A 25,454-nucleotide genomic window follows, 5' to 3' on the forward strand; every position below is an offset into this window, starting at 1 on the left:
CTTTCGCGGCGAAAACCGCTCCTACAGGTTGCACAGGTTTGGTAAGCCGTGCTCACCCCTGTAGGAGCGGGTTCACCCGCGAAAAGGCCAATACAGTCTAACCAATCAATTAGCTGCTGTACTGCCCGCCAGCTTCGGCTGGCGATACAGGTCAAGCAACACCTGATCCAGCACCTGCGAGGCACCCCACGGTTTAGGGTCGTTGAGAATCGCTGCCACTGCCCAGGTATGGCCGTTGCTGTCGCGACTGAAGCCGGCAATCGCCCGCACAGTGTTCAGTGTGCCGGTCTTGATGTGCCCTTCACCGGTCATCGCGGTGCGCTTGAGACGCTTGCGCATCGTGCCGTCCATGCCCACCAGCGGCATCGAGCTCATGAATTCGGCAGCGTAAGGGCTCTTCCAGGCGGCTTTCAGCATCTCGGCCATTTCCCGGGTACTGACCCGTTCGGCACGCGACAGGCCAGAGCCGTTTTCCATCACCAGATGCGGCGCAGTAATACCCTTTTTCGCCAGCCATTGGCGTACCACGCGCTGGGCAGCACGGGCGTCGTCACCATCGGCATCGGTGCGGAACTGCGCGCCAAGGCTCAGGAACAGCTGCTGGGCCATGGTGTTGTTGCTGTACTTGTTGATGTCGCGGATCACTTCCACCAGGTCTGGCGAGAAGGCGCGGGCCAGCAGACGAGCACTCTTGGGCACATTCTCGATGCGGTCGCCACCCTGGATGTTGCCACCCAGTTCGTTCCAGATTGCGCGCACGGCACCGGCGGCGTAGGTGGAATGGTCGAGCAGCGACAAGTAGGTTTGCGAGTTGCAGCCGTCACCCAGTTGGCCGCTGACCGTGACACTGATGCCGTCGGCCTGGGGCACCGGGTTGTAGCGCACATCACCGGTGCATTTCTTTGAGGCTACCGGCTTGACCTGGTTGTCGATACGGATGCTGGCAATCGGCGGCTCGACTGCAACGGTGACTTTGCCACCATCATTGCGCGCCACGAAGCGCAGGGCCTTGAGGTTGACCAGCAGCGAGTCGGGCTTGACCAGGAACGGCTTGTTATCATCACCGCCGTCGTCGTTGAACTGCGGCAGGTTGGGTTGCACGAAATGGCTGCGGTCCAGCACCAGGTCACCGGTGACGGTGCGCACGCCATTGGCGCGCAGGTCACGCATCAGCAGCCACAGCTTTTCCATGTTCAGTTTGGGGTCACCGCCACCTTTAAGGTACAGGTTACCGTTAAGCACACCGTTGCTCAGAGTGCCGTCGGTGTAGAACTCGGTTTTCCACTGGAAGGTCGGGCCAAGCAGTTCGAGGGCGGCGTAGGTCGTGACCAATTTCATGGTCGAGGCCGGGTTCACCGACACATCGGCATTGAACACGGTCGGGGTGCCGGGGCCATCCAGCGGCAGCATCACCAGCGACAGCGCTGTGTCCTGCAGCTTGTTGGCCTTGAGCGCCTGCTGCACTTTGGCAGGCAGGGTGGTATTGACGGCGGCGTGGCTGGGCAAGGCAAGTGGCAACAGCAGGCCGGCAAGAACGAGGGGACGAAGCGTTTTGATCATAGTGAGTGAATACCCTGCGGCGAGGGAAAAGGGCTTTGGGGCTGTAAGAGATGATGGCCCCACGACGTAAACAGTACGCATTATGCCCCAAGCGCAGCCGCGATGTGTCACGTTCGACGGAAAAGCATCGCCAATAAAAAGGCCACCCGAATGGGGTGGCCTTTTCAGCAATCAACCTTTCAGCTCGAAGCTGACAAGTATCACTCAGCCTTGTTGATAGGCTTTTCCGGGTACCAGGCATCCAGCAGCGGGCTGACTTCGATTTTGGTCAGTTCGCTGCGGCCTTTGAGCCAGGCTTCAACGGCAGCGCGCTGTTCTTCGCTGACCGAGCCGCGTTTGACCGAGCACACCAGGCCGAAATCGTCACCGCCTACATAATCCAGGCCGTTGGCGTCCATGGCTTCTTCCAGGAACGCGTCGAGGAAAGCATCGATTGCCTGGTCATCCAGATCTTCCTTGAATTCCAGGTTCAGCTCGAAGCCCAATTCCTGAAACTCGTCGACACACAGCTTCTTGCGCAGACGACGGGAGCGGTTTGTGGCCATGAAACAATCCTCTTAGGTAATAACGCCGCGCAGTCTACCAGTTAACACGTCTGGTTGCCTGCCTGAGTATCTCTGCTTGTGGCCAATTCCTTGGCCAGGGCACGTTCCACTCGGCACATATGCCGTGCCAGTGCCTGGCGCCGCAGGCGCACCTGGGCAGTAGGCAAGTCGCTGGCCTCGAGGGCTTCACAGGCCGCCATCAGGTCAGGGGCTTCCAGCATGCGTGCGGCGCTTAGCACCTTGTGGGCCTGCTCGGCAATGGCGCCGCTGTCGTGTTGCGGGTGAAGCGCCATCAGGCTGGCCAGATCGGCCTGAAGGCTCTGGTGCAGGGCCTCCAGGAAGCGCTGGCGATCGACCGGGTCAGGCCCGACCACGGCGGCCAGGCCGTCCAGCTGGTACAGCTTGCGTCGGGGGCGTTGCTGGCGGCGCGGGCGAATGCCAGCCAGGCGCTGGCTGAGGGTGCTCAGGCTGATGGGCTTGAGCAGGCAGTCGTCCATGCCGGCGGTCAGGCACTGGCGGCGTACTTCCGGCTGTGCGTTGGCGGTATAGCCGAGGATGGTGCAGGGAGGGCGCTTGCCCTGGCGTTCTTCGGCGCGCACGGCAGTCGCCAGCTGGTAACCGTTCATGTGCGGCATGTTGCAGTCGAGTACCAGCACATCGAAGTCGCCTTCCCGCCAGGTCGCCAGGCCTTCCCGCCCATCGCGGGCGCTGGCGTGCTCCAGGCCCAGGTAGCCAAGTTGTTGCGCCATCAGTTGCAGGTTGGCCGGGTGATCATCAATGACCAGCACGTTCAGCCGTGGGTCGGGCACGTCGAGCTGCTCGGGCAGCGGTTTCGGCTGCTCTGCGCCATCCACCCGTTGCAGCGGCATCTTCAGGCGCACCTGGGTACCGACATCCTCCAGGCTTTTCATGGACAGGCTGCCGCCCATCATTTCGCACAGGTTACGGCAGATGGCCAGGCCCAGCCCGGTACCTGCGCGGGCGCCCTGGCTGTGCGGGTTGGCCTGGATGAACGGGTTGAACAGGCGCTGCAGGTCGTCGGGGTGGATGCCGATGCCACTGTCGCGCACCTCCAGCTCCAGTACGGCGGGTGTGCTGGTACCGTCATCCAGCAGGCTGACGCAGATGCGCACCTGACCATGCTCGGTGAACTTGATGGCATTGCTCACCAGGTTGGACAGCACCTGCTTGAAGCGCAGCGGGTCAAGCAGGACAGGGCAGCGTGCGGCCGGGGCGATCTGCACCTCCAGGGCCAGGCCTTTCTGCCGCGCCTGGCCATCGAAAATGCGCGCCACCGATTCGACCAGCGCCGCCAGGTCGACCACCTCCGGGGCCAGGGACAAGTGCCCGGACTCGATGCGCACGATGTCGAGAATGTCACCAATCAGGCCTAGCAGGTCTTTGGCCGAATGGTGTGCCAGTTCCAGCGCGCTGCGGTCCACCCGGCCCTGGTCGGCGCGCTTGACCGCCAGCTCCAGCATGCCGATGACGGCGTTCATCGGGGTGCGGATTTCGTGGCTGATGGTCGCCAGGAACGTGCTCTTGGCGCGGTTGGCATCGTCGGCCTGCTGCTTGGCCTGGCGCAGCTCCATGACCAGTTGGCGGCGTTCGCTGATGTCGATCCAGCCGCCGATGATCCCCTGTACCTCACCCAGGGAGTCGCGGTACGGCAAGATCCAGTGGTAGATAGTCAATTCCCGGCCCTTGATCCGTAGTGGGCGGTCCTTGATCAGCGGCGAGCCTGCCGCCATGACCTTCTGGTAATCAGCCTGGATCTGCCGAGCCTGCTCGGAATCGGCAAACAGGCTGTCCTTGAGTTTTTTGCCGATCACCTGATCGGAGCGGGCCTGCACGGCTTCAAGGTAGCTGTAGTTGCAACTTTTCAGGCAACCCTCGCGGTCGCGCACATACATGGGGTGGGGCGTACCGTTGAGCAGGGCGCGCATGAATGCCAACTGGTCGTTCAGCGCGCGTTCGGCGCGCTGGCGCTGGCGAATCTGCAGGCGCAGGCGGGCATTCCAGAGCAGGGCCAGCAACAAAAGCACGGCCGTGGCCAGTACCACCTGCAGGGCAAGGCGGCTGTAGCCTTTGGTGTTGTCATCCTCATGCCTGCCAAAGCCGCGCCAGCGGTTGTTGATTACCCCCAGCTCCTCGGGTGAGATACTCAGCAAAGCCTTGTCGAGGATAGACAACAGCGCCGGTGACGGGGCAATGGTGGCCATGGCGAAGTTGGCGGGTTCGCTGCCGACCGAGGTGCGGATGACCAGCTCGGGGTTGCTGGCCAAGGCGTGGTTGGCGTCGATCAGGGTGGTGATCACCGCATCGACGGCCCCGCTGTTGAGCAACGCCATGGAGTAGAACGCGCTTTCGGTCTCGACCCAGCTTATCTTTGGGTAGTCCCGGGACAGCATGGCGTTCATGGTGCTGTCCCGGGTAATGGCGATGCGATGCCCCTGCAACTGCTCCAGTGAACTCAGTGTGTTGTTGTCCTTGTGGTTGACCAGCACATAGGCGCTTTCGAGGTAGGGGCGGCTGATTTGCAGGTCGTCCCCTGGTTTCCCGGCGCTGGCCAGTGCGGCGATGACATCGGCCCGGCCATCCTTGAGGCGGGCGACCATGTCGGCAATGCCACTGGCGCGCTGCACTTCGAAACGCAACCCGGTGCGCAGGCGAATGAGTTCCAGCAGGTCGGCAGTGATGCCTCGGAAATGCCCCGAATCATCGAAATAGGACAGTGGTGCAGCCGCGTCATCGGCTGCCACGCGCATCACGGGATGCTTCTGCAACCACTGCTGCTCGGCCGCGCTCAATTGCAGTTGGCGATCGCTCAGCAACAGGTCGCTGCCGGCGCTCCAACGTTTGAAGATACTGGAGCGTATGGCCGGGCTTTGCCTGTCCAGGATGGTGTTCACCAGGTCCAGCAGCACGGTATCTTGCTGACGCAAGGCAAAACCGAAGCCGATGGCCTCGTGTTTGCCGAAGTTGGCCATGCGCAGGCGGGGCAGATGACCACGGTTGAGCTGGTAGTGCGTGGAGATGGTGTCGCCGATGAACACGTCGGCCTGGCCGAATGCAACAGCATTCAGTGCCTGGCTGGAAGAGCCAAAGGCCAGCAGCTCGGCCTTGGGGTAGGCGGTGAGTACTTCCTGTCTGGGCAAATAGTGGTAGAGCATACCCAGGCGCATGCCGGCAAGGTCCATGTCCAGTGCCCGGTTTTCGTCTTCACGCGTTACCAGTACAGGTTGGTCGACGGCATAGGGGCGCGACAGTGCCAGGCCGTCACTGGCCGCTTCGTAGCCATTGGCGCTGCCCAGCAGGTCGATATCCCCGTGCCGGAGCGCCTCCACCGCCGCCTGCCGGCTGGAGAAACGCAGCACCCTCACTGGCAACTGCAAGGCCTTGCCGATCAGGCTTGCATACTCGGCGGTCAGGCCCTGGTAGTCGTTGCCGCCACCGGTGATGTCGAACGGCGGATAGTCGGGGGCCGACGTGCCCAGTACCAGTTCCTGCTGGCCTTCGAGCCATTGCCGTTGTTCGGGCGTGAGCACGGGCTGGACGGGGCGGGCCGATGAGCGCGCCAGTAACGTAAAAGACGCGGCTTCACGATGGCCAGCCTGTGTCGCGCCGCTGAGCAGCAGCAGGACGAGCAGCAGGCAGTTGATAGCTCGGGCCATGACCATGTTCAGACCAGCGCGTTGCGCTTGGCCATCTCGATCAGATCGACCAGCGTATTGACTTGCAGTTTGTGCATGAGGCGCTTCTTGTAGGTGCTGACAGTCTTGCTGCTGAGAAACATGCCCTTGGCAATTTCCTTGTTGCTGCGGCCTTGGGCGAAAAGTTGAAGCACCATCAGTTCGCGGTCATTTACCTGGCGGAAAAGTTGCAGGTCACTGTCGGTCGTCTGGTTGTTTTTTATTGCCTGGCTGGGGAAGTAGTTATAACCGGCCAGTACGGCCTTGATTGCACTGAGCAGTTCGCTCAGGTCTTCCTGCTTGCAAACATAACCCGCTGCGCCCGAGTGCATGCAACGTACGGCAAACAATGCCGGGGACTGTGCAGTCAGTACCAGAACCTTCAAGGGCAGGGCCATGCTCTGAAAGCGGGCCAGCACCTCCAGGCCGTCTAGCTTGGGGATGCTGATGTCGAGAATGACCAGGTCGGGGTTGCTCTCGCGGATCATCTGCATGGCGTCTACGCCGTTGTCCGACTCGCCGACAATCTTGTAGTTCTGGTTTTCCAGCAGCATACGGACGGCCAGGCGAATCACCGGATGGTCGTCAACGATAAATATGGAATGCATGTTCAACTTCCCTGCGGTCGATTGAGGGTGACAGTGGGCACCTTATCGCAGTTGGAAGTCGTCAGGCGTGCGAGGAATGGCTGTTAGGCTTATATGGGAAACGGCTTACAAGATAAAGCAAAATGGGCTACGGAATAGGTGTGCTTAACTCGCTGTCAAAGCGATTTTGGTAACTTTTCATTAGTTTTTATTCGTGCCGTTTAGTGTGGTTACCTCGGTGTAGGAAGTTTCCTGCAAGCGTGGTGCAGCGCCTGGCCGAGCCCGCGCTGCACCGACGCGTTTCAGGTCGGGCTGGAGCGCCCGGTCATCTCCCGGGCCATTTCGCTTGCATAGCTGTCGGTCATGCCGGCGATGAAGTCGATCATGCGCAGGAAGGCGCTGTGCAACGAGGCATGCGGGTCTGGCGCATTGTTGCCGATCAGGTCCAGCACCCTGCGACTCTTGAACGATGGCGTACGTCCACCGTGCTGCTCGAGGGCCGCACCGCAGAACGTGTTCAGCAGAATCTCCAGGGTGGTGTAGGCGCCGATTTCGTGCAGGGTCTTGCGCTTGTCCTGGAAGATTTTGTTGCGCGCCATGTCCTTGGCTTGCAGTACACAGCGTTTGGCTGGGCCATGCATGTGTTCCACCAGGTCGCCCGCCAGTTGCCCGGCCAGCAACGCCTGCTGCTGCTCGACGAAGGCGTGGGCGGCGGCGTTGGTCAGGTGTTCGATGGCCTTGCCGCGCAGGATGGCCAGTTTGCGCCGACGAGAATCGCGTGGGCCGAGCTGGCGGTAGGTTTCTGGCAGGTCTTCGCCGACCAGGTCAAGCAACAGCGCTTCGACTTCGGCATATTGCAGCAGCTCCATTTCCAGGCCGTCTTCCAGGTCGATCAGCGCGTAGCAGATGTCATCGGCAGCCTCCATCAGATACACCAGTGGGTGGCGCGCCCAGCGCTGGTGTTCCAGCTGCGGCAGGCCGAGCTTGCGGGCGATCTGTTCGAGCAGGGGCAGTTCGCTCTGATAGCTGCCGAACTTGTGCTTCTTGTAGCCTAGGGCGTCGGCATGGCGGGCGCTCCATGGGTACTTGAGGTAAGTGCCGAGGGTGGCATAGGTCAGTCGGGTCCCCCCATCGAACTGGTGGTATTCCAGTTGGGTGAGCACACGAAAGCCCTGGGCATTGCCTTCGAAGTTGAGAAAGTCGGCCCGTTCGTCATCGCTCATGTCGTCCAGCCAGCCACGCCCGGCGGCCTGCTGGAACCAGTGGCGAATGGCGTCTTCGCCGGAGTGGCCGAATGGCGGGTTGCCGATGTCGTGGGCCAGGCAGGCTGACTGCACAATCATCCCCAGGTCACTGGGGGCGCACCAGTCCGGCAGGTTGTCGCGCAGGGTCTCGCCGACGCGCATCCCCAGCGAGCGGCCGACGCAGCTGACTTCCAGCGAATGAGTCAGGCGCGTATGGATATGGTCGTTGCTCGACACCGGGTGCACCTGGGTCTTGCGGCCGAGGCGGCGGAAGGCACCGGAGAAAATGATGCGGTCATGGTCTTTGTGGAAGGGGCTGCGCCCGAGTTCATCGGCGCTGTACAGGGCTTTGCCCAGCCGTTCGCGGGTAAGCAAGGTGTGCCAGTCCAAGGCGCGGTCTCCTGTCGTTCGAAGGCAGCAGCATACCCTGCAGGGAGCGCATTGTGCTGCGAAGAAAAGGCCGGCCCTTTGATGCATTTGTATCGATCGTACGGGCCTCTTCGCAGCACAAGGCTGCTTCTGCCGGGGCGAGCGTCAGGGCCGGCGGCCGCCTTGCAGGTAGAGGCGTACCAGCGGCAGCAGGGTGCTGCCCAACCGTACCAGGCGCGTCAGGTTGCCGCTGCGTACGCCCTTGCCGGTGAGAAAGCCCAGCGCCACCACAGCGCCGATGCCCCACAGTGGCGCATGCTTGATACCCAGGCCTTCATGTAGCGAGCTGCCCATGCCGCGCACGCGGCGCAGCGGTTCAAGCAACTGACCGGACTCATGACGGATTTCCTGGCGGTGCATCTCCATGCGCAGGCGAAGCAGCGCCTTGCGCAGTTCGCGCGGGTTACGCGTGTTTGGCAGTTCTGGCAGGCTCATGGCAACAGGCGCTCCCTGTCCTTGGCAAGTTCGTCGAGGGTGGCGCCGAAGGGCGATGATTCGTCGAACACCGCCGCCTTCAGGCGCACGCCGCAGTACAGGGCGGCAATGCCATAGAACACGCACAGGCCAATGATACCGGCCAGTCGATAGCTGTCCCACAGCAGCACCAGCAGCAGCCCGGACAGCGCGGTCAGCAGCAGCAGGGCGAACACCAGCGCCAGGCCGGCGAACAGCAGCAGGCTCAAGGTACGGCCCTTCTGCTCCTGCAACTCGATACCGAACAGCTCGATGTGGCTGTGCAGCAGCCCCAGCATGGCCGCGCCCAGGCGCTTACCCGAAGCGCCGGCGCCGTTGGCGTCATTCTCCATGGGTTCCCCTTAGCGCCGGTTGGCCAGCAGACCGATCAACAGGCCGACGCCGGCCGCGATGCCGATTGCCCGCCACGGGTTTTCCTGCACGTACTGCTCGGCGCTGCCAAGCGCTGCCTGACCGCGTTCACGGACCGAGTCCTGGGTCAGTTGCAGGGTTTCGCGGGCCTGGGTCAGGCGCTCGTGAATCTGCTCGCGCAACTCGTCGGCCTGGTCGCCGGCCAGGTTGGCGGTGTCGGCCAGCAGCTTCTCGGTGTCGCGCACCAAGGCCTGGAAGTCAGCCATCAATATCTCTTGTGCATTCTTTGCCGATTTGCTGGCCATGGGTCTCTCCCTGTCGATGAGTGTTGGTAGTTCGAGTGACAGCACGCATGGAAGGTTCAAGTGCGGCTGCTGGTATGGGCCTTGCTAAGTTTTTGCCACGTTGCGGAGCGCCTATGACCGGTTTTGCGCCGATTCAGGGCGCCCGCGCAGCGGATACCGATAAACCTTAACCCAATCCACGACAAACCCAAGAAAAAACCACGCAGGCTTCACCCCGCTCACCTGAACAGGGTAGGGGCTGGCACCGATTCGGTGCAGGGATGCAGGTTCTTGAACTGTCCTGGTGCCTTTTTCAGCAGGTCTGCCTATTTCATGGAAAACATGCACAGCGCTATGGACTCTCTGGTCCACGGTTCCAACACCCTGTTCATTCTCATGGGCGCCATTTTGGTGCTGGCCATGCATGCCGGCTTCGCGTTCCTTGAAGTGGGCACGGTGCGCCACAAGAACCAGGTCAACGCCTTGTCGAAGATCCTCAGCGACTTTGCCATCTCGGCGCTGGTCTACTTCTTTATAGGCTACTGGATCGCCTACGGAGTCAACTTCTTCCAGCCGGCGACAACACTGGCTGTCGACCATGGCTATGCGCTGGTCAAGTGCTTCTTCCTGCTGACCTTTGCGGCGGCGATTCCGGCGATCATCTCCGGGGGCATTGCCGAGCGGGCGCGGTTCGTGCCGCAGTTGTGCGCCACGGCGTTGATCGTGGCGTTCGTCTATCCGTTCTTCGAGGGCGTGGTGTGGAACGGCAACCTGGGCGTGCAGGCTTGGCTGCAGGCACGCTTCGGCGCACCGTTCCACGACTTTGCCGGGTCTGTGGTGGTACACGCCATGGGGGGCTGGCTGGCGCTGGCGGCGGTGCTGCTGCTGGGGGCGCGCCGTGGGCGCTACCGCGAGGGCCGATTGGTGGCGTTTGCGCCGTCGAGCATTCCCTTTCTGGCGTTGGGCTCGTGGATCCTCATCATCGGCTGGTTTGGCTTCAACGTCATGAGTGCCCAGACCTTGCAGGGCGTCAGCGGCCTGGTGGCGATCAACTCGCTGATGGCGATGGTGGGTGGCACCCTGTCGGCGTTGCTGGCCGGGCGCAACGACCCGGGCTTTCTGCATAACGGCCCGCTGGCCGGGCTGGTGGCGATTTGCGCAGGTTCCGATCTGATGCACCCGGTTGGAGCGCTGGTCACCGGCCTGGTGGCGGGGGCGCTCTTTGTCTGGACCTTCACCGCCGCGCAAAATCGCTGGAAAATCGACGATGTCCTGGGTGTGTGGCCGTTGCATGGCCTGTGTGGCGTGTGGGGTGGCATCGCCTGTGGCGTGTTCGGCCAGGTGGCGCTGGGCGGCATGGGCGGTGTCAGCCTGGTCAGCCAGTTGCTGGGCAGCCTGATGGGCGTGCTGGTGGCGTTGGCCGGTGGCTTTGCCGTGTACGGAGCCATTCGTGCGTTGCATGGCCTGCGCTTGAGCCATGAGCAGGAGTTCCAGGGCGCGGACCTGTCGCTGCACCGGATCGGTGCTACCAGCCAGGATTGAGCCGGGTCAGGTGCAGGGTGGGCGTGGCGCGCCTAGAATAGGCTTCTGTGTATGCCAACCCGGGACCTGCCACATGCTGCCTGAATGTCAACTGTTCGGCACCCTCGGCTGCCACCTCTGCGAAGTGGCCGAGGCTGTGTTGATGCCTCTCGTCGATCATGGCCTGCTGGTAGAGCTGGTCGATATCGCCGAGAGCGAGCTTTTGTTCGAACGTTATGGCCTGATCATTCCGGTGCTGCGGCGCTGTGACAACGGCGCCGAGCTGCACTGGCCGTTCGATACCGAGCAAGTGGTGGCCTTTCTTGGGCAATGATGGCTGCAGAGGAGTTGCAACCCTCCTCCATGATCTGTGAAGCGAGCTGATGATCCGGTGGAGGCGCACCGTCGCCGGTAACCTTCTCCATCATCGGAATAGCTCGCCATGTTCATCACTCCACATTTCACCTTCGATGAAATGACTGTTTCCCAGCTCGCCGCCCGCGAAGGGTTCGATAATGCACCGCCCCTCGAAGCCAGGGCCAACCTGCAATTGCTGTGCTGTGCGCTGGAACAGGTACGTGCATTGTTCGACGCGCCCATCATCATCAGCAGCGGGTATCGCAGTGAAAGGGTCAATCGGTTGATCGGTGGCGCCTCCGATAGCCAGCACGTGCAAGGGCTGGCGGCGGACTTCACGGTGATCGAGGTCAGTCCGCGCGAGACCGTTCGGCGAGTCAGCGAAAGTAAGGTGCCCTTCGATCAGCTGATCCTGGAATTCGATAAATGGGTGCACCTGTCGGTGACGCGCGGCACGCCGCGCAGGCAGGTGCTGACCCTGCGTAAAGGCAGCGGCTACCTGGCGGGGCTGCAATGAAGCGCATTGACGGCAGCGAGGGGATGTTCGTATGCTGTATATAAATACAGTATCGAGGTGAAGCCATGCTCAATGTCGAGCAACTCAAGTACAGCGTCAACCGCATGCCCGTGGATCGGGTGGCTGACGCCGTTCTGGAACTGCGCCTCGAAGGCCTGGTGACGGGCGACTGCACGCCGTTCGGCAAAGTCCACTTCAATACCTGCTTCGCCGAGATCGAGGCCTTGTTCCAGCGGGCCGGTTACCACCGAGGGCTGGATGTGGTGGGTTATGAGGGGTTGCTCTATGCACTCTACGACCCTGGCCGCTGGGAGCCGGTGCAGGTACTGCGCTGGCTGAAGGAGCGCTGCGAGGCGATGGCCCAGGCTGGTTGAGGGGGCGGGCTTGGGCGATAATGCGCGGCCATGAACGTCTCGAGCCCAGCCATGACCACGCCTTTCGACCCCGCCCGCCAGCAAGCCAGTACGGTGTGCCTGCCACCTGGTAACTGGGTGACGGTGCTCGATTGCTTGTGTGACCATTTCAAGGCTATCGACCGCGCCCAGTGGCTTGACCGCTTTGCCCGTGGCCGGGTGCTGGATGCCAACGGGCACGCAGTTGCCGCCGATCTGCCTTACAAGCGTGGCATGCGTTTGCATTACTTCCGCGAAGTGCCGAACGAACGGCCGATTCCGGTGCAGGAGGTGGTGCTGCATGTGGACGAGCACCTGGTGGTGGCCGATAAACCGCATTTCCTGCCGGTGACGCCGACTGGTGAATACGTCGAGCAGACCTTGTTGCGCCGCCTGATCCGTCGTCTGGACAATCCGCACCTGGTGCCGTTGCACCGCATCGACCGGCACACCGCTGGGCTCGTGCTGTTTTCCGCCAACCCGCACAGCCGCAGCGCCTACCAGCGGCTGTTCCCCGAGCGGCGTATCGACAAGCGTTACCAGGCCATTGCCGCTGCCATGCCGCAGCATGCATTTCCGCTGGTGCACAAAAGCCGCCTGGTGCATGGCGAGCCATTTTTCCGCATGCATGAGGTGGAGGGTGAGGCCAACAGTGAAACCCTGGCCGAGGTGCTGGAGAAGAACGGTGAGCGATGGCGCTATGGGCTATCGCCCGTGACCGGCAAGACCCATCAGTTGCGTGTGCACATGGCGGCCTTGGGGGCAGGGATCAGCAATGACCCGTTCTATCCGCAGTTGCTCAATGAAGAGGATGACTACCAGCGGCCGCTGAAACTGTTGGCGCAGAGCCTGCGTTTCGAGGACCCGCTGAGTGGCGAAGAGCGCTACTTCGAGAGCCGGTTGCGGTTGGACTGGTAACACAGCAAGCGGGTTCACCTGCGAAAGGGCCGGTCCTGCTGGCCAATCTCCACCCGCCGTTCACCGTTGCCGCCACCACCGTATTCGCGGGTAAACCCGCTCCTACACACGCATCGGTGGTTCGGCACAGGCCGCGTGTAGGAGCGGGTTCACCCGCGAAAGGGCCGGCCCTGCTTGCCAATTTCCACACGCCGTTCATCGTTGCCGCCGCTACCGTATTCGCGGGTAAACCCGCTCCTACGCACGCATCGGTGGTTCGGCACAGGCCGCGTGTAGGAGCGAGTTCACCCGCGAAAGGGCCGGCCCTGCTGGCCAATCTCCACCCGCCGTTCACCGTTGCTGCCGCTACCGTATTCGCGGGTAAACCCGCTCCTACGCACGCATCGGTGGTTCGGCACAGGTCGTCGTAGGAGCGGGTTCACCCGCGAAAGGGCCGGCCCTGCTGGCCAATCTCCACCCGCCGTTCACCGTTGCCGCTGCTACCGTATTCGCGGGTAAACCCGCTCCTACGCACGCATCGGTGGTTCGGCACATTCCGTCGTAGGAGCGGGTTCACCCGCGAAAGGGCCGGCCCTGCTTGCCAATCTCCACCCGCCGTTCACCGTTGCCGCCGCTACCGTATTCGCGGGTAAACCCGCTCCTACGCACGCGTAGGTGGTTCGGCACATTCCGTTGTAGGGGCGGGCTTGCCCGCGAACACCGGCAGAGCCGGTGCCCTCCACCGCGGCGGAGGGCCAAGTCGCGAGCTTCAGCGGTTGAAGCGCTCCACCAGCGAATACTGGCTGCCCGCCGTGCTGGTCAGTTCCTCGCTCAGCAGTGCCGAGTGCTGCGCCTGTTCGGCGGTCTGGTCGGCCAGTTCGGCAATGGTGCTGATGTTGCGGCTGATCTCGTCAGCCACTGCGGTCTGCTCCTCGGTTGCAGCTGCAATCTGGGTGGCCATGTCGGTGATATTGGCCACCGCTTCGCTGATGCCTACCAACGCCTCGTCAGCCTGCATTACCCGGTCGACGCCTTCCTGTGCCTGGCGGTGGCCGGTTTCCATGGTCTGCACTGCGTTACTGGCGGTCTGTTGCAGCTTGGCGATCAGGCCATGGATCTGCCCGGTGGATTCGGCGGTGCGCTGGGCCAACTGACGCACTTCATCAGCCACTACGGCAAAACCACGGCCCATTTCACCGGCGCGCGCCGCTTCAATGGCTGCGTTCAGTGCCAGCAGGTTGGTCTGGTCGGCGATGCCCTTGATCACGTCGACCACGCCACCAATCTCGTCGCTGTCCTTGGCCAGTTGCGTAACCGTCTGACCGGTCTCGCCCACTGCCGCCGACAGACGTTCGATGGCCTCGCGGGTTTCTCCGGCAATTTGCCGGCCTTGGCTGGTCAGGCGGTTGGCTTCCTGGGTGGCATCGGCGGTGCGCTGCACATGGTTGGCCACTTCCTGAGTGGTGGCGGCCATCTGGTTTACCGCAGCGGCGACTTGCTCGGTCTCCACCCGCTGGCGCTCCAGCCCCGTAGAGCTCTTGTGCGCCAAGGCATCGGACTGGCGTGCCTGGTCGCTCAGGAGTTCGGCACTGTCTTGTAGGCGGGTCAGGCAGGTTTTCATGCGTGCGTCCTGGCTGAGCATGGCCATTTCCAGGCGCGCCTGCACGCCACGGCTGTCGGTGTACATCTGCGCGATCAGTGGGTCGGAAGTGGTTTGCTCGGCCAGGCGCAGCAGGCGCTTGAGGCCGCGCTGCTGCCAGCTCAGGCCGAGCAGGCCCAGTGGTACCGAAAGCCCTGCGGCCAAGGCAAAGCCCCAGGAATGACCCAGCCAGTTGCCGATCAGGAAGCCCACCTGGCTGATCAGGATGAACGGTAGCCAGTCCTGCAGCACTGGCAGCCACTTGTCGCGGCGCGGTACCGGTGGCTTGCCCTGGTTGATGCGCTGATACAGGGCCTCGGCGCGGCGGATCTGCTCGGCGGTGGGCTTGACCCGCACCGATTCGAAACCGACAACCTGGTTGTTATCGAAGATGGGTGTGACATAGGCGTTGACCCAGTAATGGTCACCGGACTTGCAGCGGTTCTTGACGATGCCCATCCACGGCTGGCCCTGCTTGAGGGTTTGCCACATATGGGCAAACACGGCAGGCGGTACGTCGGGGTGACGCACCAGGTTGTGCGGTGCGCCAGTCAGCTCCTCGCGGGTGAATCCACTGATTTCGATAAAGGCATCGTTGCAGTAGGTGACCACACCCTTGGCGTTGGTAGTGGAGATCAACCGCTGCTGGGCAGGGAAAGTCCGTTCTCTCTGGGTAATCGGCTGGTTGTTACGCATGGGTGATAGTCCGCAGGGCTTTCGACAGGTATCGGCAAGCCGCTGGTTTTATTGAATGGATATTTGGTTCATTGATTGCACTCAATGACGGGTAAGTCAGATGATGACCGAATGGATGGCCAAGGGCCAGTGCTGTCGCGTGGGACTTTAAAGCATATAGCTTTGAGGTATTGGCGTGTAGGAGACCGAGCGCCGCCCGCGCAGCGCTCGGTCTAGAGAGCGGAACACATCTTCGGCCAGACGCTCCGTCTCAACCGGCGATCATCTGGCGCAACACATAGTGCAGAATCCCCCCGGCCTTGAAGTATTCCACCTCGTTCAGGGTATCAATCCGGCATAGCACCTCGATCTGTTCCTGCTGGCCATCCTCGCGGGTAATGCGCAAGGGCAGGCTCATGCCGGGGCGGATATGTGCGCCGTCCAGCCCCAGTACGTCGATCTGCTCCTTGCCGGTCAGCCCTAGTTGTTTGCGGTTGTGCCCGGCCTTGAATTGCAGTGGCAACACGCCCATGCCCACCAGGTTGGAGCGGTGAATACGCTCGAAGCTTTCTGCCAGCACGGCCTTGACCCCCAGCAGGTTGGTACCCTTGGCTGCCCAGTCGCGGCTCGAGCCGGTGCCGTACTCCTGGCCGGCAATCACCAGCAGTGGGGTACCTTCCTGCTGGTAACGCATGGCCGCGTCGTAGATCGACAGCTTCTCGCCAGTGGGCACATGCAACGTGTTGCCGCCTTCTTCACCTGCCAGCATTTCGTTGCGGATACGGATGTTGGCGAAGGTGCCGCGCATCATCACTTCGTGGTTGCCACGCCGCGAACCGTAGGAGTTGAAGTCGCGAGGCTCCACACCCTGTTCGCGCAGGTAGCGCCCGGCCGGGCTGTCGGTCTTGATGTTGCCCGCGGGGGAAATGTGGTCGGTGGTCACTGAGTCGCCCAGCAGCGCCAGCACCCGTGCGCCGTGAATATTGGCGATCTGTGGCGGCGGCCCGCCGATGCCGTCGAAGAACGGTGGGTGCTGGATGTAGGTGGAGTCAGCCTGCCACACGTAAGTGGCGGCCTGTGGCACCTCGATGGCCTGCCATTGCGCATCACCGGCGAACACTTCGGCGTATTCCTTGTGGAACATCGCCGTATCGACCTTGGCCACGGCCTCGGCAATTTCCTGCTGGGTCGGCCAGATATCACGCAGGTAGACCGGTTGGCCGTCCTTGCCTGAGCCCAGCGGATCGCGCGTCAGGTCCAGGCGCACGCTGCCAGCCAGGGCGTAGGCCACCACCAGCGGGGGCGAGGCCAGCCAGTTGGTCTTGACCAGTGGGTGCACTCGGCCCTCGAAGTTGCGGTTGCCCGATAGCACCGAAGCCACGGTCAGGTCGGCGCTGCCAATGGCGTTTTCGATCGCCTCGTCCAGCGGGCCGGAGTTGCCGATGCAGGTGGTGCAGCCATAACCGACCAGATCAAAACCCAGTTGGTCGAGGTAAGGCGTGAGCCCGGCTGCCTTGAAGTAGTCGGTGACTACCTTGGAGCCTGGCGCCAGCGAGCTCTTGACCCAAGGTTTGCGTTGCAGGCCTTTTTCCAGTGCTTTTTTTGCCACCAGCCCGGCAGCCATCATCACGCTGGGGTTGGACGTGTTGGTACATGAGGTGATCGCGGCAATCACCACGGCGCCATCGCGCAGGGTGTGGGTCTGGCCCTGATGGCTGTAGTCGACTGCACCGGCCTGGTCGGCGTTGCCCACCGCGACACCGCCACCACCTTCGCTTTCCAGGCGGCCAACTTCTTTGGCCAGCGGCTTGGGCTGCAGCTCGATGAAGTGGTCGAAGGCTTGGCTGACCTGGCCCAGCGCTACGCGGTCCTGTGGCCGTTTGGGCCCGGCCAGGCTGGCTTCGACGTCGTCCATGTCCAGCGCCAGCGTGTCGCTGAATAACGGCTCCTGGCCGGGCAGGCGCCACATGCCCTGCGCCTTGCAGTAATGTTCGACCAGCTGCACGGTCGTTTCGGGGCGACCCGAAAGGCGCAGATAGTCCAAGGTGACCTGGTCGACCGGGAAGAAGCCACAGGTGGCGCCGTATTCCGGTGCCATGTTGGCGATGGTTGCGCGGTCGGCCAGGGGCAGCTCGGCCAGGCCGTCGCCGTAGAATTCGACGAACTTGCCCACCACGCCTTTCTTGCGCAGCATCTGCGTCACGGTCAGCACCAGGTCAGTGGCAGTGATGCCCTCCCGCAGCTTGCCGGTCAGCTTGAAGCCGATCACTTCGGGGATCAGCATCGATACCGGCTGGCCGAGCATGGCCGCTTCCGCTTCGATGCCGCCGACACCCCAGCCGAGTACGCCAAGGCCGTTGATCATGGTGGTGTGCGAGTCTGTGCCTACCAAGGTATCGGGGAAGGCATAGGTGCGGCCGTCGGCCTCACGGGTCCACACCGTGCGGCCCAGGTATTCCAGGTTGACCTGGTGGCATATACCGGTGCCCGGGGGGACCACGCGGAAGTTGTCGAAGGCGCTCTGGCCCCAACGCAGAAAGGCATAGCGCTCGCCATTGCGCTGCATTTCGATGTCGACGTTTTCGGCAAAGGCTTGCGGCGTGCCGTAGCGGTCGACCATTACCGAGTGATCGATCACCAGGTCGACCGGTGACAGCGGGTTGATCCGTTGCGGGTCGCCGCCAGCCTTGGCCATGGCGGCGCGCATGGCGGCCAGGTCGACCACGGCGGGTACGCCGGTGAAGTCCTGCATCAGCACCCGCGCCGGGCGGTACTGGATCTCGCGGTCCGAGCGGCGTTCGCCAAGCCATTGGGCAATGGCGCGCAAGTCGTCGCCGGTGACGGTCGCGCCATCCTCCCAGCGCAGCAGATTTTCCAGCAGCACTTTAAGCGACATGGGCAGGCGCTGCAGGTCACCCAGCTGGCGGGCGGCCTCGGTGAGGCTGAAGTAGTGGTAGGTCTGGTCGCCGACCTTGAGGGGCTTGAGGGTGTTCAGGCTATCGAGCGAGGGCATTGCCAACTCCTTCTGCACCGGTGCCCGGCAAATAGTCACGGTTTGCCGGCAGCACCGCTCTGTATCGGTCCGCACGGCACGGACCTGGCTGAATGGTCAGGTTAGACCGGTTTACGCTACCTGACCCTTTTCTGGACCGGCGGGGCGTGTCGCAGGTTCCGAACTTCCTTTATCATCGCCGCCCTGCCGGCGCCTGTGGTGCGCCAGCCGTCGTGGAGTGAGAGATGAATACCCTGTTCATGCATTGCCGGCCCGGTTTCGAGGGCGAGGTTTGCGCCGAAATCAGCGAACATGCCGCCCGCCTTGGTGTTGCAGGCTATGCCAAAGGCAAGCCGCAAAGTGCCAGTGCCGAGTTTGTCTGTAGCGAGGAGGGCGGTGCCGAGCGCTTGATGGGGGAACTGCGTTTCAACCAGCTGATTTTCCCGCGGCAGTGGGCACGTGGCGGTTACGTTGAACTGCCGGAAAGTGACCGCATCAGCGTACTGCTGGCGCAGCTGGCTGACTTCCCGGTGTTCGGTAGCCTTTGGCTGGAGGTGCTGGACAGCAACGAAGGCAAGGAATTGTCCACTTTTTGCCGAAAGTTCGAAGTGCCGTTGCGCAAGGCCCTGGAGAAGGCCGGCCGCCTGGTCGACGACCCCGGTCGCCCACGCTTGCTGCTGACCTTCATCAGCGGCCGCCGGGTATTTGTCGGCGTTGCATCGGCCAGCAACAGCGCCTTGTGGCCCATGGGCATCCCGCGCCTGAAGTTCCCTCGCGAGGCACCTAGCCGTTCGACACTCAAGCTGGAAGAAGCCTGGCACCAGTTCATTCCGCGTGAGCAGTGGGAGCAGCGCCTGGGGGATGACATGACCGGCGTCGACCTGGGAGCCTCACCGGGTGGCTGGACCTACCAGCTGGTGCGCCGTGGCATGCTGGTGACGGCCATCGACAACGGGCCGATGGCCGAAAGCCTGATGGACACCGGCCTGGTCCAGCACTTGATGGCCGATGGCTTTACCTGGCAGCCGAAGCAGCCGGTAGACTGGATGGTGTGCGATATCGTCGAGAAGCCGGCGCGTACCACCTCGCTGATTGAAACCTGGCTGGGTGAGGGGCTGTGCCGCGAGGCGGTGGTCAACCTGAAGTTGCCGATGAAGCAGCGTTATGCCGAAGTACGGCGCCTGCTCGACCGTATGGAGGCAACATTCAAGGCACGCAAGATCAAGGTGTCGATTGCCTGCAAGCAGCTGTACCACGACCGTGAAGAAGTAACCTGCCACCTGCGGCGGCTCGACTTGAAGCCCCGCTGAGGCCAGCACGTCGTTCTGTTTCTGCGTCTGCTTTTGCTGTTGCTTCTAAGCGCGCGATAGTTCAGGCGACGCAGATTGCGACTTCAGGAGGCCGAGTGCAGGGCTTGCGAAGGGAGGTGACGGGCATGGATGCCCGTCAAGCGCTGGGCCCCAGGATGGGGCCTGCAGCGCGGTCCTCCCGGGAGCAAGCCCGGAGCGAGGGGACCCCGGAGCGAAGCGCAGGGGCCGGATGATGGGAGCCGACGGTTTTTGGTTCCTTTTTGCCACGACAAAAAGGGACCCGCCGTAAGGGCGGAAAGGTGACTATGCGCCACCTGCGTGAACGAATACCTGCTCAATCTAAATGCCGACATCCAAGAAGCAAATTCGTCTGTCCTGACTCAGCGCTGGGTTTGAAAGCCGTGCTTGGACCGCGTCGCGCGATGCGCGACAATAGCGATCATTTTCGGAGCCCCCCATGACCGATTTCACCCCCGACGCCATCCTCGATGCCACCGGCCTGAACTGCCCGGAACCCGTGATGATGCTGCACCAGCACGTACGCAACCTGGCCGCCGGCGGCCTGCTCAAGGTCATCGCCACCGACCCGTCGACCCGCCGCGACATCCCCAAGTTCTGCAACTTCCTCGGCCACGAGCTGCTGCAGCAACAAGAGGACGCCGGCACTTTCCTGTACTGGATCCGCAAGAAAGCCGACTGAATCGCTCTGGAACACGCCCGGCGTTGCGCCTACACTGCGCTCCCCAGACAGGAGAGCGCCATGCTGATAGTTGCCGACGAGAACATCCCGCTGCTCGATGCCTTCTTCCAGGGTTTCGGTGAAATTCGCCGCTACCCCGGCCGAAGCCTCGATGCTGCCAGCGTCAAGGACGCCGATATCCTGCTGGTGCGCTCGGTGACCAAGGTCGACCGTCAGTTGCTCGAAGGCAGCCGTGTACGCTTTGTCGGCACGTGCACCATCGGCACTGATCACCTGGACCTGGACTACTTTGCAGAAGCTGGCATCCGCTGGAGCAGCGCACCTGGCTGCAATGCCCGCGGCGTGGTCGATTACGTGCTGGGCAGCCTGCTGACCCTGGCCGAACTGGATGGCGTGGCATTGCCTGAGCGCGTGTATGGCGTTGTGGGCGCGGGTGAAGTGGGTGGCCGCCTCGTGCGGGTGCTGCATGGCCTGGGCTGGAAGGTGCTGGTGTGCGACCCGTTGCGTCAGGCCGCGGAGGGCGGCGACTACGTCAGCCTCGAAACCATCCTGCAGCAGTGCGATGTGATCAGCTTGCATACCCCGTTGCAACGCGGCGGCCAGCACCCGACCTGGCACCTGCTGGGGCAGGCGCAGCTGGCACAGTTGCGCCCGGGTGCCTGGCTGGTAAACGCCAGCCGTGGCCCGGTGGTAGACAATGTGGCCCTGCGCGAGCTGCTGCTGGACCGTGAAGACGTGCACGCGGTGCTGGATGTGTGGGAAGGGGAGCCGCAGGTCGACCTGACGTTGGCCGACCTGTGCACCCTCGCTACGCCGCACATTGCCGGCTATAGCCTCGATGGCCGCCAGCGTGGCACGGCGCAGATCTACCAGGCGCTTTGCCGCTACCTGGGTGTGAACGAGCAGGTGCGACTGGCCGAGCTGCTGCCCAAGCCACCGCTGGCGCAGATCGACCTGGATGCCAGCACCGACCTGTCCTGGGCCTTGGCCACCCTGTGTCGCGCCGTGTATGACCCGCGCCGTGATGATGCCGATTTCCGCCGTAGCCTCAGCGATGATCCGCAGCAACAGCGAGCAGCGTTCGACCAGTTGCGCAAGCAATACCCGCCAAGGCGCGAGATCGAGGGGCTGGCCGTGCGTTTGCACGGGGAGGCGCCGCAGTTGGCGCAGTTGGTCAGTGCCCTGGGTGGGGTGTTGGTCTAAGCACGCCTTGCCTTGATCTTGCAGGTAGGTGCGGTTACCTGTGGGGGCGGCCAAGCCCACTGGCTGGGCCAATAAAAACCCGGCGCAAGCGCCGGGTTGCAAAGAATTCGCCGATCAACCTTTGCGTACGCGCTCGACACGGCTTTCTTCCAGGGCCTTGCAGGCCTGCTGGATCATCTGCTCGGTGATCGGCACTTCGCGCCCCTTGGCGTCGATGATCGAACCGCATACTTGCGGTTGCGGGGAGGTTTGGGGCTTCTGGTTATCACTGCCATGCTGCAAGCTCATGCACTGTCTCCTCTTCAGGTTCAAGCTCAGGGTAGCCCTGCGCCGTGACTGGCCTGTGACAGCTTCCGGGTCACGGCAGCAACAGTCCAGCAGAAACCCTGTGAAAGCTCCATAAGCTGGTTAGATCGATGCGTTATAGCAACCTTCATGCAGTCTCCCGACCGGGATGAGTGGTAGGCTGCCGCTTCCCCACCCTTTGTGGTCGTCGCCATGCCCGAATCGGTTTCCCCGCGCCAACGCCGTGCCTTGCGCCTGGCTTGGCAGTTTGTTCGCCCTTATCGCCGTCAGGTGCTATTGGCATTGCTGGCGCTGGTAGTCACCGCTGGCATCACCCTGTCGATGGGCCAAGGCATCCGCCTGCTGGTGGATCAAGGCTTCATGACCCGCTCCGCGCACCAGCTCAATCAGACCATCGGGCTGTTCCTGCTGCTGGTGCTGGCGCTGGCGGTGGGTACCTTCAGCCGTTTCTATCTGGTGTCGTGGATTGGCGAGCGTTGTGTGGCCGATATCCGTCGTGCGGTCTTCGATCACCTGATCGGCCTGCACCCAGGTTTTTTCGAGGACAACCGCAGCTCCGAGATCCAGTCTCGGCTGACTGCGGACACCACCTTGCTGCAATCAGTGATCGGTTCATCGCTGTCGATGTTCCTGCGCAACGCGCTGATGGTCATTGGCGGTGTGGTATTGCTGTTCATCACCAACCCCAAGCTCACCAGCATCGTGGTGGTAACGCTGCCGCTGGTGTTGGCACCGATCCTGTTGTTCGGCCGTCGGGTGCGCAGCCTGTCGCGGCAGAGCCAGGACAGGGTCGCCGATGTGGGCAGCTACGTGGCTGAAACGCTGGGGCAGATCAAGACCGTGCAGGCCTACAACCACCAGGCGCACGACCGCGAACTGTTCGCCGATACGGTCGAAGCAGCGTTTACTGTTGCCCGCAAGCGGATTACACAGCGTGCCTGGCTGATAACCCTGGTGATCGTGCTGGTGTTGGGGGCGGTGGGGGTGATGCTGTGGGTCGGCGGCATGGATGTGATCGCCGGGCGTATATCCGCAGGCGAGCTGGCTGCATTCGTGTTCTACAGCCTGATCGTCGGCAGTGCCTTCGGTACCCTCAGTGAGGTGATCGGCGAACTGCAACGGGCCGCGGGTGCCGCCGAGCGCATTGCCGAACTGTTGGCAGCGCGAAGTGCCATCCTGCCCCCCGACGTGGCTCAGGTGCTGCCGCAGCCGCGGGCCAGCGGGCATATCGAACTGCAACAGGTCGTGTTCGCTTACCCTTCACGGCCCACGGTGGCAGCTGTCGACGGCCTGAGCCTGACCATCGAACCCGGGCAGACCGTCGCCCTGGTTGGCCCTTCCGGGGCAGGCAAGTCGACCCTGTTCGATCTGTTGCTGCGCTTTTACGACCCCCAACAAGGGCGCATCCTGCTCGATGGCCAGCCGGTTACCGCATGTGATCCCGACCAGCTACGCCGGCAGTTCGCTTTGGTGGCACAAAACCCCTCGCTGTTCCGTGGCACGGTGGAGGCCAACATTCGTTATGGCCGGCCCGAGGCGACCTTGGCTGAAGTCGAAGCAGCAGCCCGCGGCGCCCATGCCGACGAATTCATCCGGCAACTGCCCCAAGGCTACCAGACACAACTGGGGGAGGGCGGCATCGGCCTTTCCGGCGGGCAACGCCAGCGCCTGGCGATTGCCCGGGCCTTGCTGGTCGATGCGCCGATCCTGTTGCTGGACGAAGCCACCAGTGCCCTGGATGCACAAAGCGAATACTTGATCCAGCAAGCGCTGCCCAGCCTGATGGCCGGCCGTACCACGCTGGTGATCGCCCATCGCCTGGCCACGGTACAGCATGCCGAGCGCATCGCGGTCATCGACCAAGGCCGGCTGGTGGCGGTGGGCACCCACCGTCAGTTGATCGAGGACAGCCCGCTGTATGCGCGGCTGGCAGCGCTGCAGTTCACAACGGGCTAGCGTGTCGTGGCTTTGTAACATTTCTGTAGTAATTGCCTGAGAAGATTTGCTTCAACTGTTGCGTAAGTGCTCGACCTGGCTGCCATTGCGTGATGGCAGCTTTTTTTTGGCCTGCCAGTAATGAGGCTGCACAGCGGCCTCAGCCTACTCCCTCTGGTTCCGAGACCCTCGATGTTGCGTAAATCCCTCAGAGTGCAAATTCTCTCGCTGCTCGGCGGCAGTGTGCTGGCGATGCTGCTGATCGCCCTGGTGTGTTTCCAGTTCCTGTCGTCCAGCGTGCGGGGCTACGCCGAGCTGGTCGACGGGCCGCTGCGGGCCTCGCAATTGATTGACGAAGCCAACCTGCAGTTCAAGATCCAGGTGCAGGAATGGAAGAACGTGCTGTTGCGCGGCCGCCAGCCTGCGGAAATGGACAAGTACTGGCAGCAGTTCCAGGCCCGAGAACAGCAAGTTCAACAACTGCTCGGGCAATTGATCGACAACAGCGATGCCAGGCTCAAGCCGTCGCTGCAGCAATTGCGCGACAGCCATCGCCAGTTGGGCCAGGCCTATGCGCAAGGCCGTCAGGCCTTCCTGGCGGCAGGCGGTGACCCGGTAGCGGGCGACCGGGCGGTCAAAGGCGTGGACCGTGCCGCCAGTGAGCAAATGAGCGAACTGGTCGAGCAACTGCGCGCCGATGCCCGCCAGCGTGCAGCCAGCATCAATGCCAGTGCCGAGCGCACGGTATGGTTGGGCCTGCTGGTGATGCTGGCTTCTGCGGTGCTGGTGGGGCTGCTCAGCCTGTGGCTGGTCAACCGTAGCCTGATCGAGCCGATCCGCCAGTTGATCGAGTACGTCGCGCAGCTCAGCCAGGGCTGCTTTGCTGCCCGGGTCGACAGCCGTCGGGAGGATGAGCTGGGGCGCCTGGCGCGGGCGGCCAACACCCTGCGTGACTTCCTTGCCGATACTGTCGGCCGGCTGCAGGACAACGCTCAGGAGCTGGAAGGTGCCAGCGGCCAGTTGCGCAGTATTGCCGGTGAAATGGCCCGCGGTACTCATGACCAGTTCCAGCGTACCGACCAGGTGGCCACGGCCATGCACGAAATGTCCGCCACTGCCCAAGAGGTCGCTCGCCACGCCGCCGAGGCTGCCCGCGCGGCCAATGACGCCGACCACAGCGCCCAGGCGGGTGAGCAGGTGATGCAGCAGACCATCGACATCATCGGGTTGGTCAACCGCGAAATTGCCGGCACGGCGTCGGTAATTCGCGACCTGGAGCATGACAGCACACGGATAGGCAAAGTGCTGGAAGTGATCCGCGGCATTGCTGAGCAGACCAACCTGCTGGCGCTTAACGCGGCCATCGAAGCGGCCCGTGCGGGCGAAGCCGGGCGTGGTTTTGCGGTGGTCGCCGATGAAGTGCGCAGCCTGGCCCAGCGCACGGCAGCGTCGATTGCAGAAATTCACCAGATCATCGAAGCGGTACAGTCGGGGGCTGTGGAGGCGGTCAAGGCCATCGAAAGTGGCCAGCAACGTAGCCAGGAAGGGGCTGAGCAGGTCGAGCAGGCCGGGCAGATGCTGCAACGTATCACCCAGGCGGTGGAGGCGATCCGCGACATGAACCGACAGATCGCCACAGCGGCCGAGGAGCAGACCAGCGTGGCCGAAGATATCTCGCGCAACCTGATCGAAATTACCCGGATTGCCACGGCCAACCAGGAAGCGGTGCAGCATACCGAGCAGGCGGGGCAGCGCCTGCATGGTTTGTCAGGGCAGTTGGGCGAAGTCACCTCCCGGCTGACCGCCTGACTCGGTCTGCAGGGGTTGCATGTGCCCCTGGAGGC

At 62.7% G+C, this 25,454-nt stretch carries 21 protein-coding genes and 1 pseudogene; 11 read left to right on the top strand and 11 right to left on the bottom strand.

Annotated elements, in window-relative coordinates; genetic code table 11:
- Nucleotides 1-105: 105 nt before the first annotated feature.
- The 8 genes from dacB to ACK59Z_RS10920 form a co-directional block, all read right to left on the bottom strand.
- Nucleotides 106-1,560 carry a D-alanyl-D-alanine carboxypeptidase/D-alanyl-D-alanine-endopeptidase gene (dacB, locus tag ACK59Z_RS10885; RefSeq protein ID WP_004576444.1) on the bottom strand — a complete coding sequence of 485 codons (1,455 nt, stop codon included), beginning with the start codon at nucleotides 1,558-1,560 and terminating at the stop codon, nucleotides 106-108.
- A gap of 200 nt (nucleotides 1,561-1,760) precedes the next feature.
- Nucleotides 1,761-2,105 carry a YggL family protein gene (locus ACK59Z_RS10890; RefSeq protein ID WP_003248695.1) on the bottom strand — a complete coding sequence of 115 codons (345 nt, stop codon included), beginning with the start codon at nucleotides 2,103-2,105 and terminating at the stop codon, nucleotides 1,761-1,763.
- Nucleotides 2,106-2,146: 41 nt separating this feature from the next.
- Nucleotides 2,147-5,779, bottom strand: a complete 3,633-nt coding sequence (locus tag ACK59Z_RS10895) for an ATP-binding protein (protein WP_108191537.1) — start codon at nucleotides 5,777-5,779, stop codon at nucleotides 2,147-2,149.
- An 8-nt stretch (nucleotides 5,780-5,787) separates the two neighbouring features.
- Entirely contained in the window at nucleotides 5,788-6,405 is a 618-nt protein-coding gene (locus ACK59Z_RS10900; protein WP_003248700.1) for a response regulator transcription factor, read from the bottom strand.
- 281 nt (nucleotides 6,406-6,686) lie between these two features.
- Entirely contained in the window at nucleotides 6,687-8,018 is a 1,332-nt protein-coding gene (locus ACK59Z_RS10905; RefSeq protein WP_003248702.1) for a deoxyguanosinetriphosphate triphosphohydrolase, read from the bottom strand.
- A 144-nt stretch (nucleotides 8,019-8,162) separates the two neighbouring features.
- Nucleotides 8,163-8,492, bottom strand: coding sequence for a hypothetical protein (locus ACK59Z_RS10910; RefSeq protein ID WP_003248704.1), 330 nt, complete (start codon nucleotides 8,490-8,492; stop codon nucleotides 8,163-8,165).
- The gene (locus ACK59Z_RS10915) at nucleotides 8,489-8,863 is read right to left on the bottom strand and encodes a phage holin family protein (protein WP_003248706.1); all 375 of its coding nucleotides are present in this window, start codon (nucleotides 8,861-8,863) and stop codon (nucleotides 8,489-8,491) included. The genes ACK59Z_RS10910 and ACK59Z_RS10915 overlap by 4 nt, the downstream gene beginning before the upstream one ends.
- Before the next feature lie 9 nt (nucleotides 8,864-8,872).
- Nucleotides 8,873-9,187, bottom strand: a complete 315-nt coding sequence (locus tag ACK59Z_RS10920; RefSeq protein ID WP_003248709.1) for a YqjD family protein — start codon at nucleotides 9,185-9,187, stop codon at nucleotides 8,873-8,875.
- A gap of 312 nt (nucleotides 9,188-9,499) precedes the next feature.
- Between ACK59Z_RS10920 and ACK59Z_RS10925 the strand changes: the two genes are divergently transcribed.
- From ACK59Z_RS10925 to ACK59Z_RS10945, 5 genes are all read left to right on the top strand, one after another.
- Nucleotides 9,500-10,708, top strand: coding sequence for an ammonium transporter (locus tag ACK59Z_RS10925; protein WP_003248712.1), 1,209 nt, complete (start codon nucleotides 9,500-9,502; stop codon nucleotides 10,706-10,708).
- A gap of 73 nt (nucleotides 10,709-10,781) precedes the next feature.
- Nucleotides 10,782-11,021 (top strand): glutaredoxin family protein, encoded by a 240-nt coding sequence (locus ACK59Z_RS10930; RefSeq protein WP_003248714.1) that lies wholly within the window; start codon nucleotides 10,782-10,784, stop codon nucleotides 11,019-11,021.
- Nucleotides 11,022-11,129: 108 nt separating this feature from the next.
- Complete coding sequence (locus tag ACK59Z_RS10935) at nucleotides 11,130-11,561, top strand: D-Ala-D-Ala carboxypeptidase family metallohydrolase (RefSeq protein ID WP_047604580.1); 432 nt, start codon at nucleotides 11,130-11,132, stop codon at nucleotides 11,559-11,561.
- Nucleotides 11,562-11,626: 65 nt separating this feature from the next.
- On the top strand, nucleotides 11,627-11,935 hold the full coding sequence (locus tag ACK59Z_RS10940; protein ID WP_003248718.1) for a hypothetical protein: 309 nt from the start codon (nucleotides 11,627-11,629) through the stop codon (nucleotides 11,933-11,935).
- Nucleotides 11,936-11,986: 51 nt separating this feature from the next.
- Nucleotides 11,987-12,871: a pseudouridine synthase gene (locus ACK59Z_RS10945; protein ID WP_003248719.1), complete on the top strand. Its 885-nt coding sequence runs from the start codon at nucleotides 11,987-11,989 to the stop codon at nucleotides 12,869-12,871.
- A gap of 748 nt (nucleotides 12,872-13,619) precedes the next feature.
- Here the strand turns inward: ACK59Z_RS10945 and ACK59Z_RS10950 are convergent.
- On the bottom strand, nucleotides 13,620-15,185 hold the full coding sequence (locus ACK59Z_RS10950) for a PAS domain-containing methyl-accepting chemotaxis protein (protein ID WP_003248720.1): 1,566 nt from the start codon (nucleotides 15,183-15,185) through the stop codon (nucleotides 13,620-13,622).
- A 250-nt stretch (nucleotides 15,186-15,435) separates the two neighbouring features.
- Nucleotides 15,436-18,177 (bottom strand): aconitate hydratase AcnA, encoded by a 2,742-nt coding sequence (gene acnA / locus ACK59Z_RS10955; RefSeq protein WP_108191528.1) that lies wholly within the window; start codon nucleotides 18,175-18,177, stop codon nucleotides 15,436-15,438.
- Between the two features lie 224 nt (nucleotides 18,178-18,401).
- Between acnA and rlmM the strand changes: the two genes are divergently transcribed.
- The 3 genes from rlmM (at nucleotide 18,402) to pdxB (ending at nucleotide 21,369) form a co-directional block, all read left to right on the top strand.
- Nucleotides 18,402-19,466, top strand: a complete 1,065-nt coding sequence (gene rlmM, locus ACK59Z_RS10960; protein WP_003248725.1) for a 23S rRNA (cytidine(2498)-2'-O)-methyltransferase RlmM — start codon at nucleotides 18,402-18,404, stop codon at nucleotides 19,464-19,466.
- A 457-nt stretch (nucleotides 19,467-19,923) separates the two neighbouring features.
- Entirely contained in the window at nucleotides 19,924-20,166 is a 243-nt protein-coding gene (tusA, locus tag ACK59Z_RS10965) for a sulfurtransferase TusA (RefSeq protein WP_003248727.1), read from the top strand.
- Between the two features lie 60 nt (nucleotides 20,167-20,226).
- Nucleotides 20,227-21,369 (top strand): 4-phosphoerythronate dehydrogenase PdxB, encoded by a 1,143-nt coding sequence (pdxB, locus tag ACK59Z_RS10970; RefSeq protein WP_108190602.1) that lies wholly within the window; start codon nucleotides 20,227-20,229, stop codon nucleotides 21,367-21,369.
- A 114-nt stretch (nucleotides 21,370-21,483) separates the two neighbouring features.
- Here the strand turns inward: pdxB and ACK59Z_RS10975 are convergent, their stop codons facing one another.
- A complete protein-coding gene (locus tag ACK59Z_RS10975; protein WP_003248731.1) occupies nucleotides 21,484-21,657 on the bottom strand; it encodes a PA1571 family protein in 174 nt (57 codons plus the stop codon).
- A 210-nt stretch (nucleotides 21,658-21,867) separates the two neighbouring features.
- Here ACK59Z_RS10975 and ACK59Z_RS10980 point away from each other — a divergent pair, with 210 nt between their 5' ends.
- The 3 genes and pseudogenes from ACK59Z_RS10980 (at nucleotide 21,868) to ACK59Z_RS10990 (ending at nucleotide 25,419) form a co-directional block, all read left to right on the top strand.
- Nucleotides 21,868-23,631 carry an ABC transporter transmembrane domain-containing protein gene (locus ACK59Z_RS10980; protein ID WP_047604622.1) on the top strand — a complete coding sequence of 588 codons (1,764 nt, stop codon included), beginning with the start codon at nucleotides 21,868-21,870 and terminating at the stop codon, nucleotides 23,629-23,631.
- A 744-nt stretch (nucleotides 23,632-24,375) separates the two neighbouring features.
- A pseudogene (locus tag ACK59Z_RS10985) lies at nucleotides 24,376-24,486 on the top strand (hypothetical protein); the annotation flags it as partial.
- A 228-nt stretch (nucleotides 24,487-24,714) separates the two neighbouring features.
- Complete coding sequence (locus ACK59Z_RS10990) at nucleotides 24,715-25,419, top strand: methyl-accepting chemotaxis protein (RefSeq protein ID WP_409293002.1); 705 nt, start codon at nucleotides 24,715-24,717, stop codon at nucleotides 25,417-25,419.
- Nucleotides 25,420-25,454: the final 35 nt, after the last annotated feature.

This window comes from Pseudomonas sp. KCJK9058 (genome assembly GCF_046230975.1).
In the GTDB taxonomy this organism is placed as follows: Bacteria; Pseudomonadota; Gammaproteobacteria; order Pseudomonadales; family Pseudomonadaceae; genus Aquipseudomonas; species Aquipseudomonas alloputida.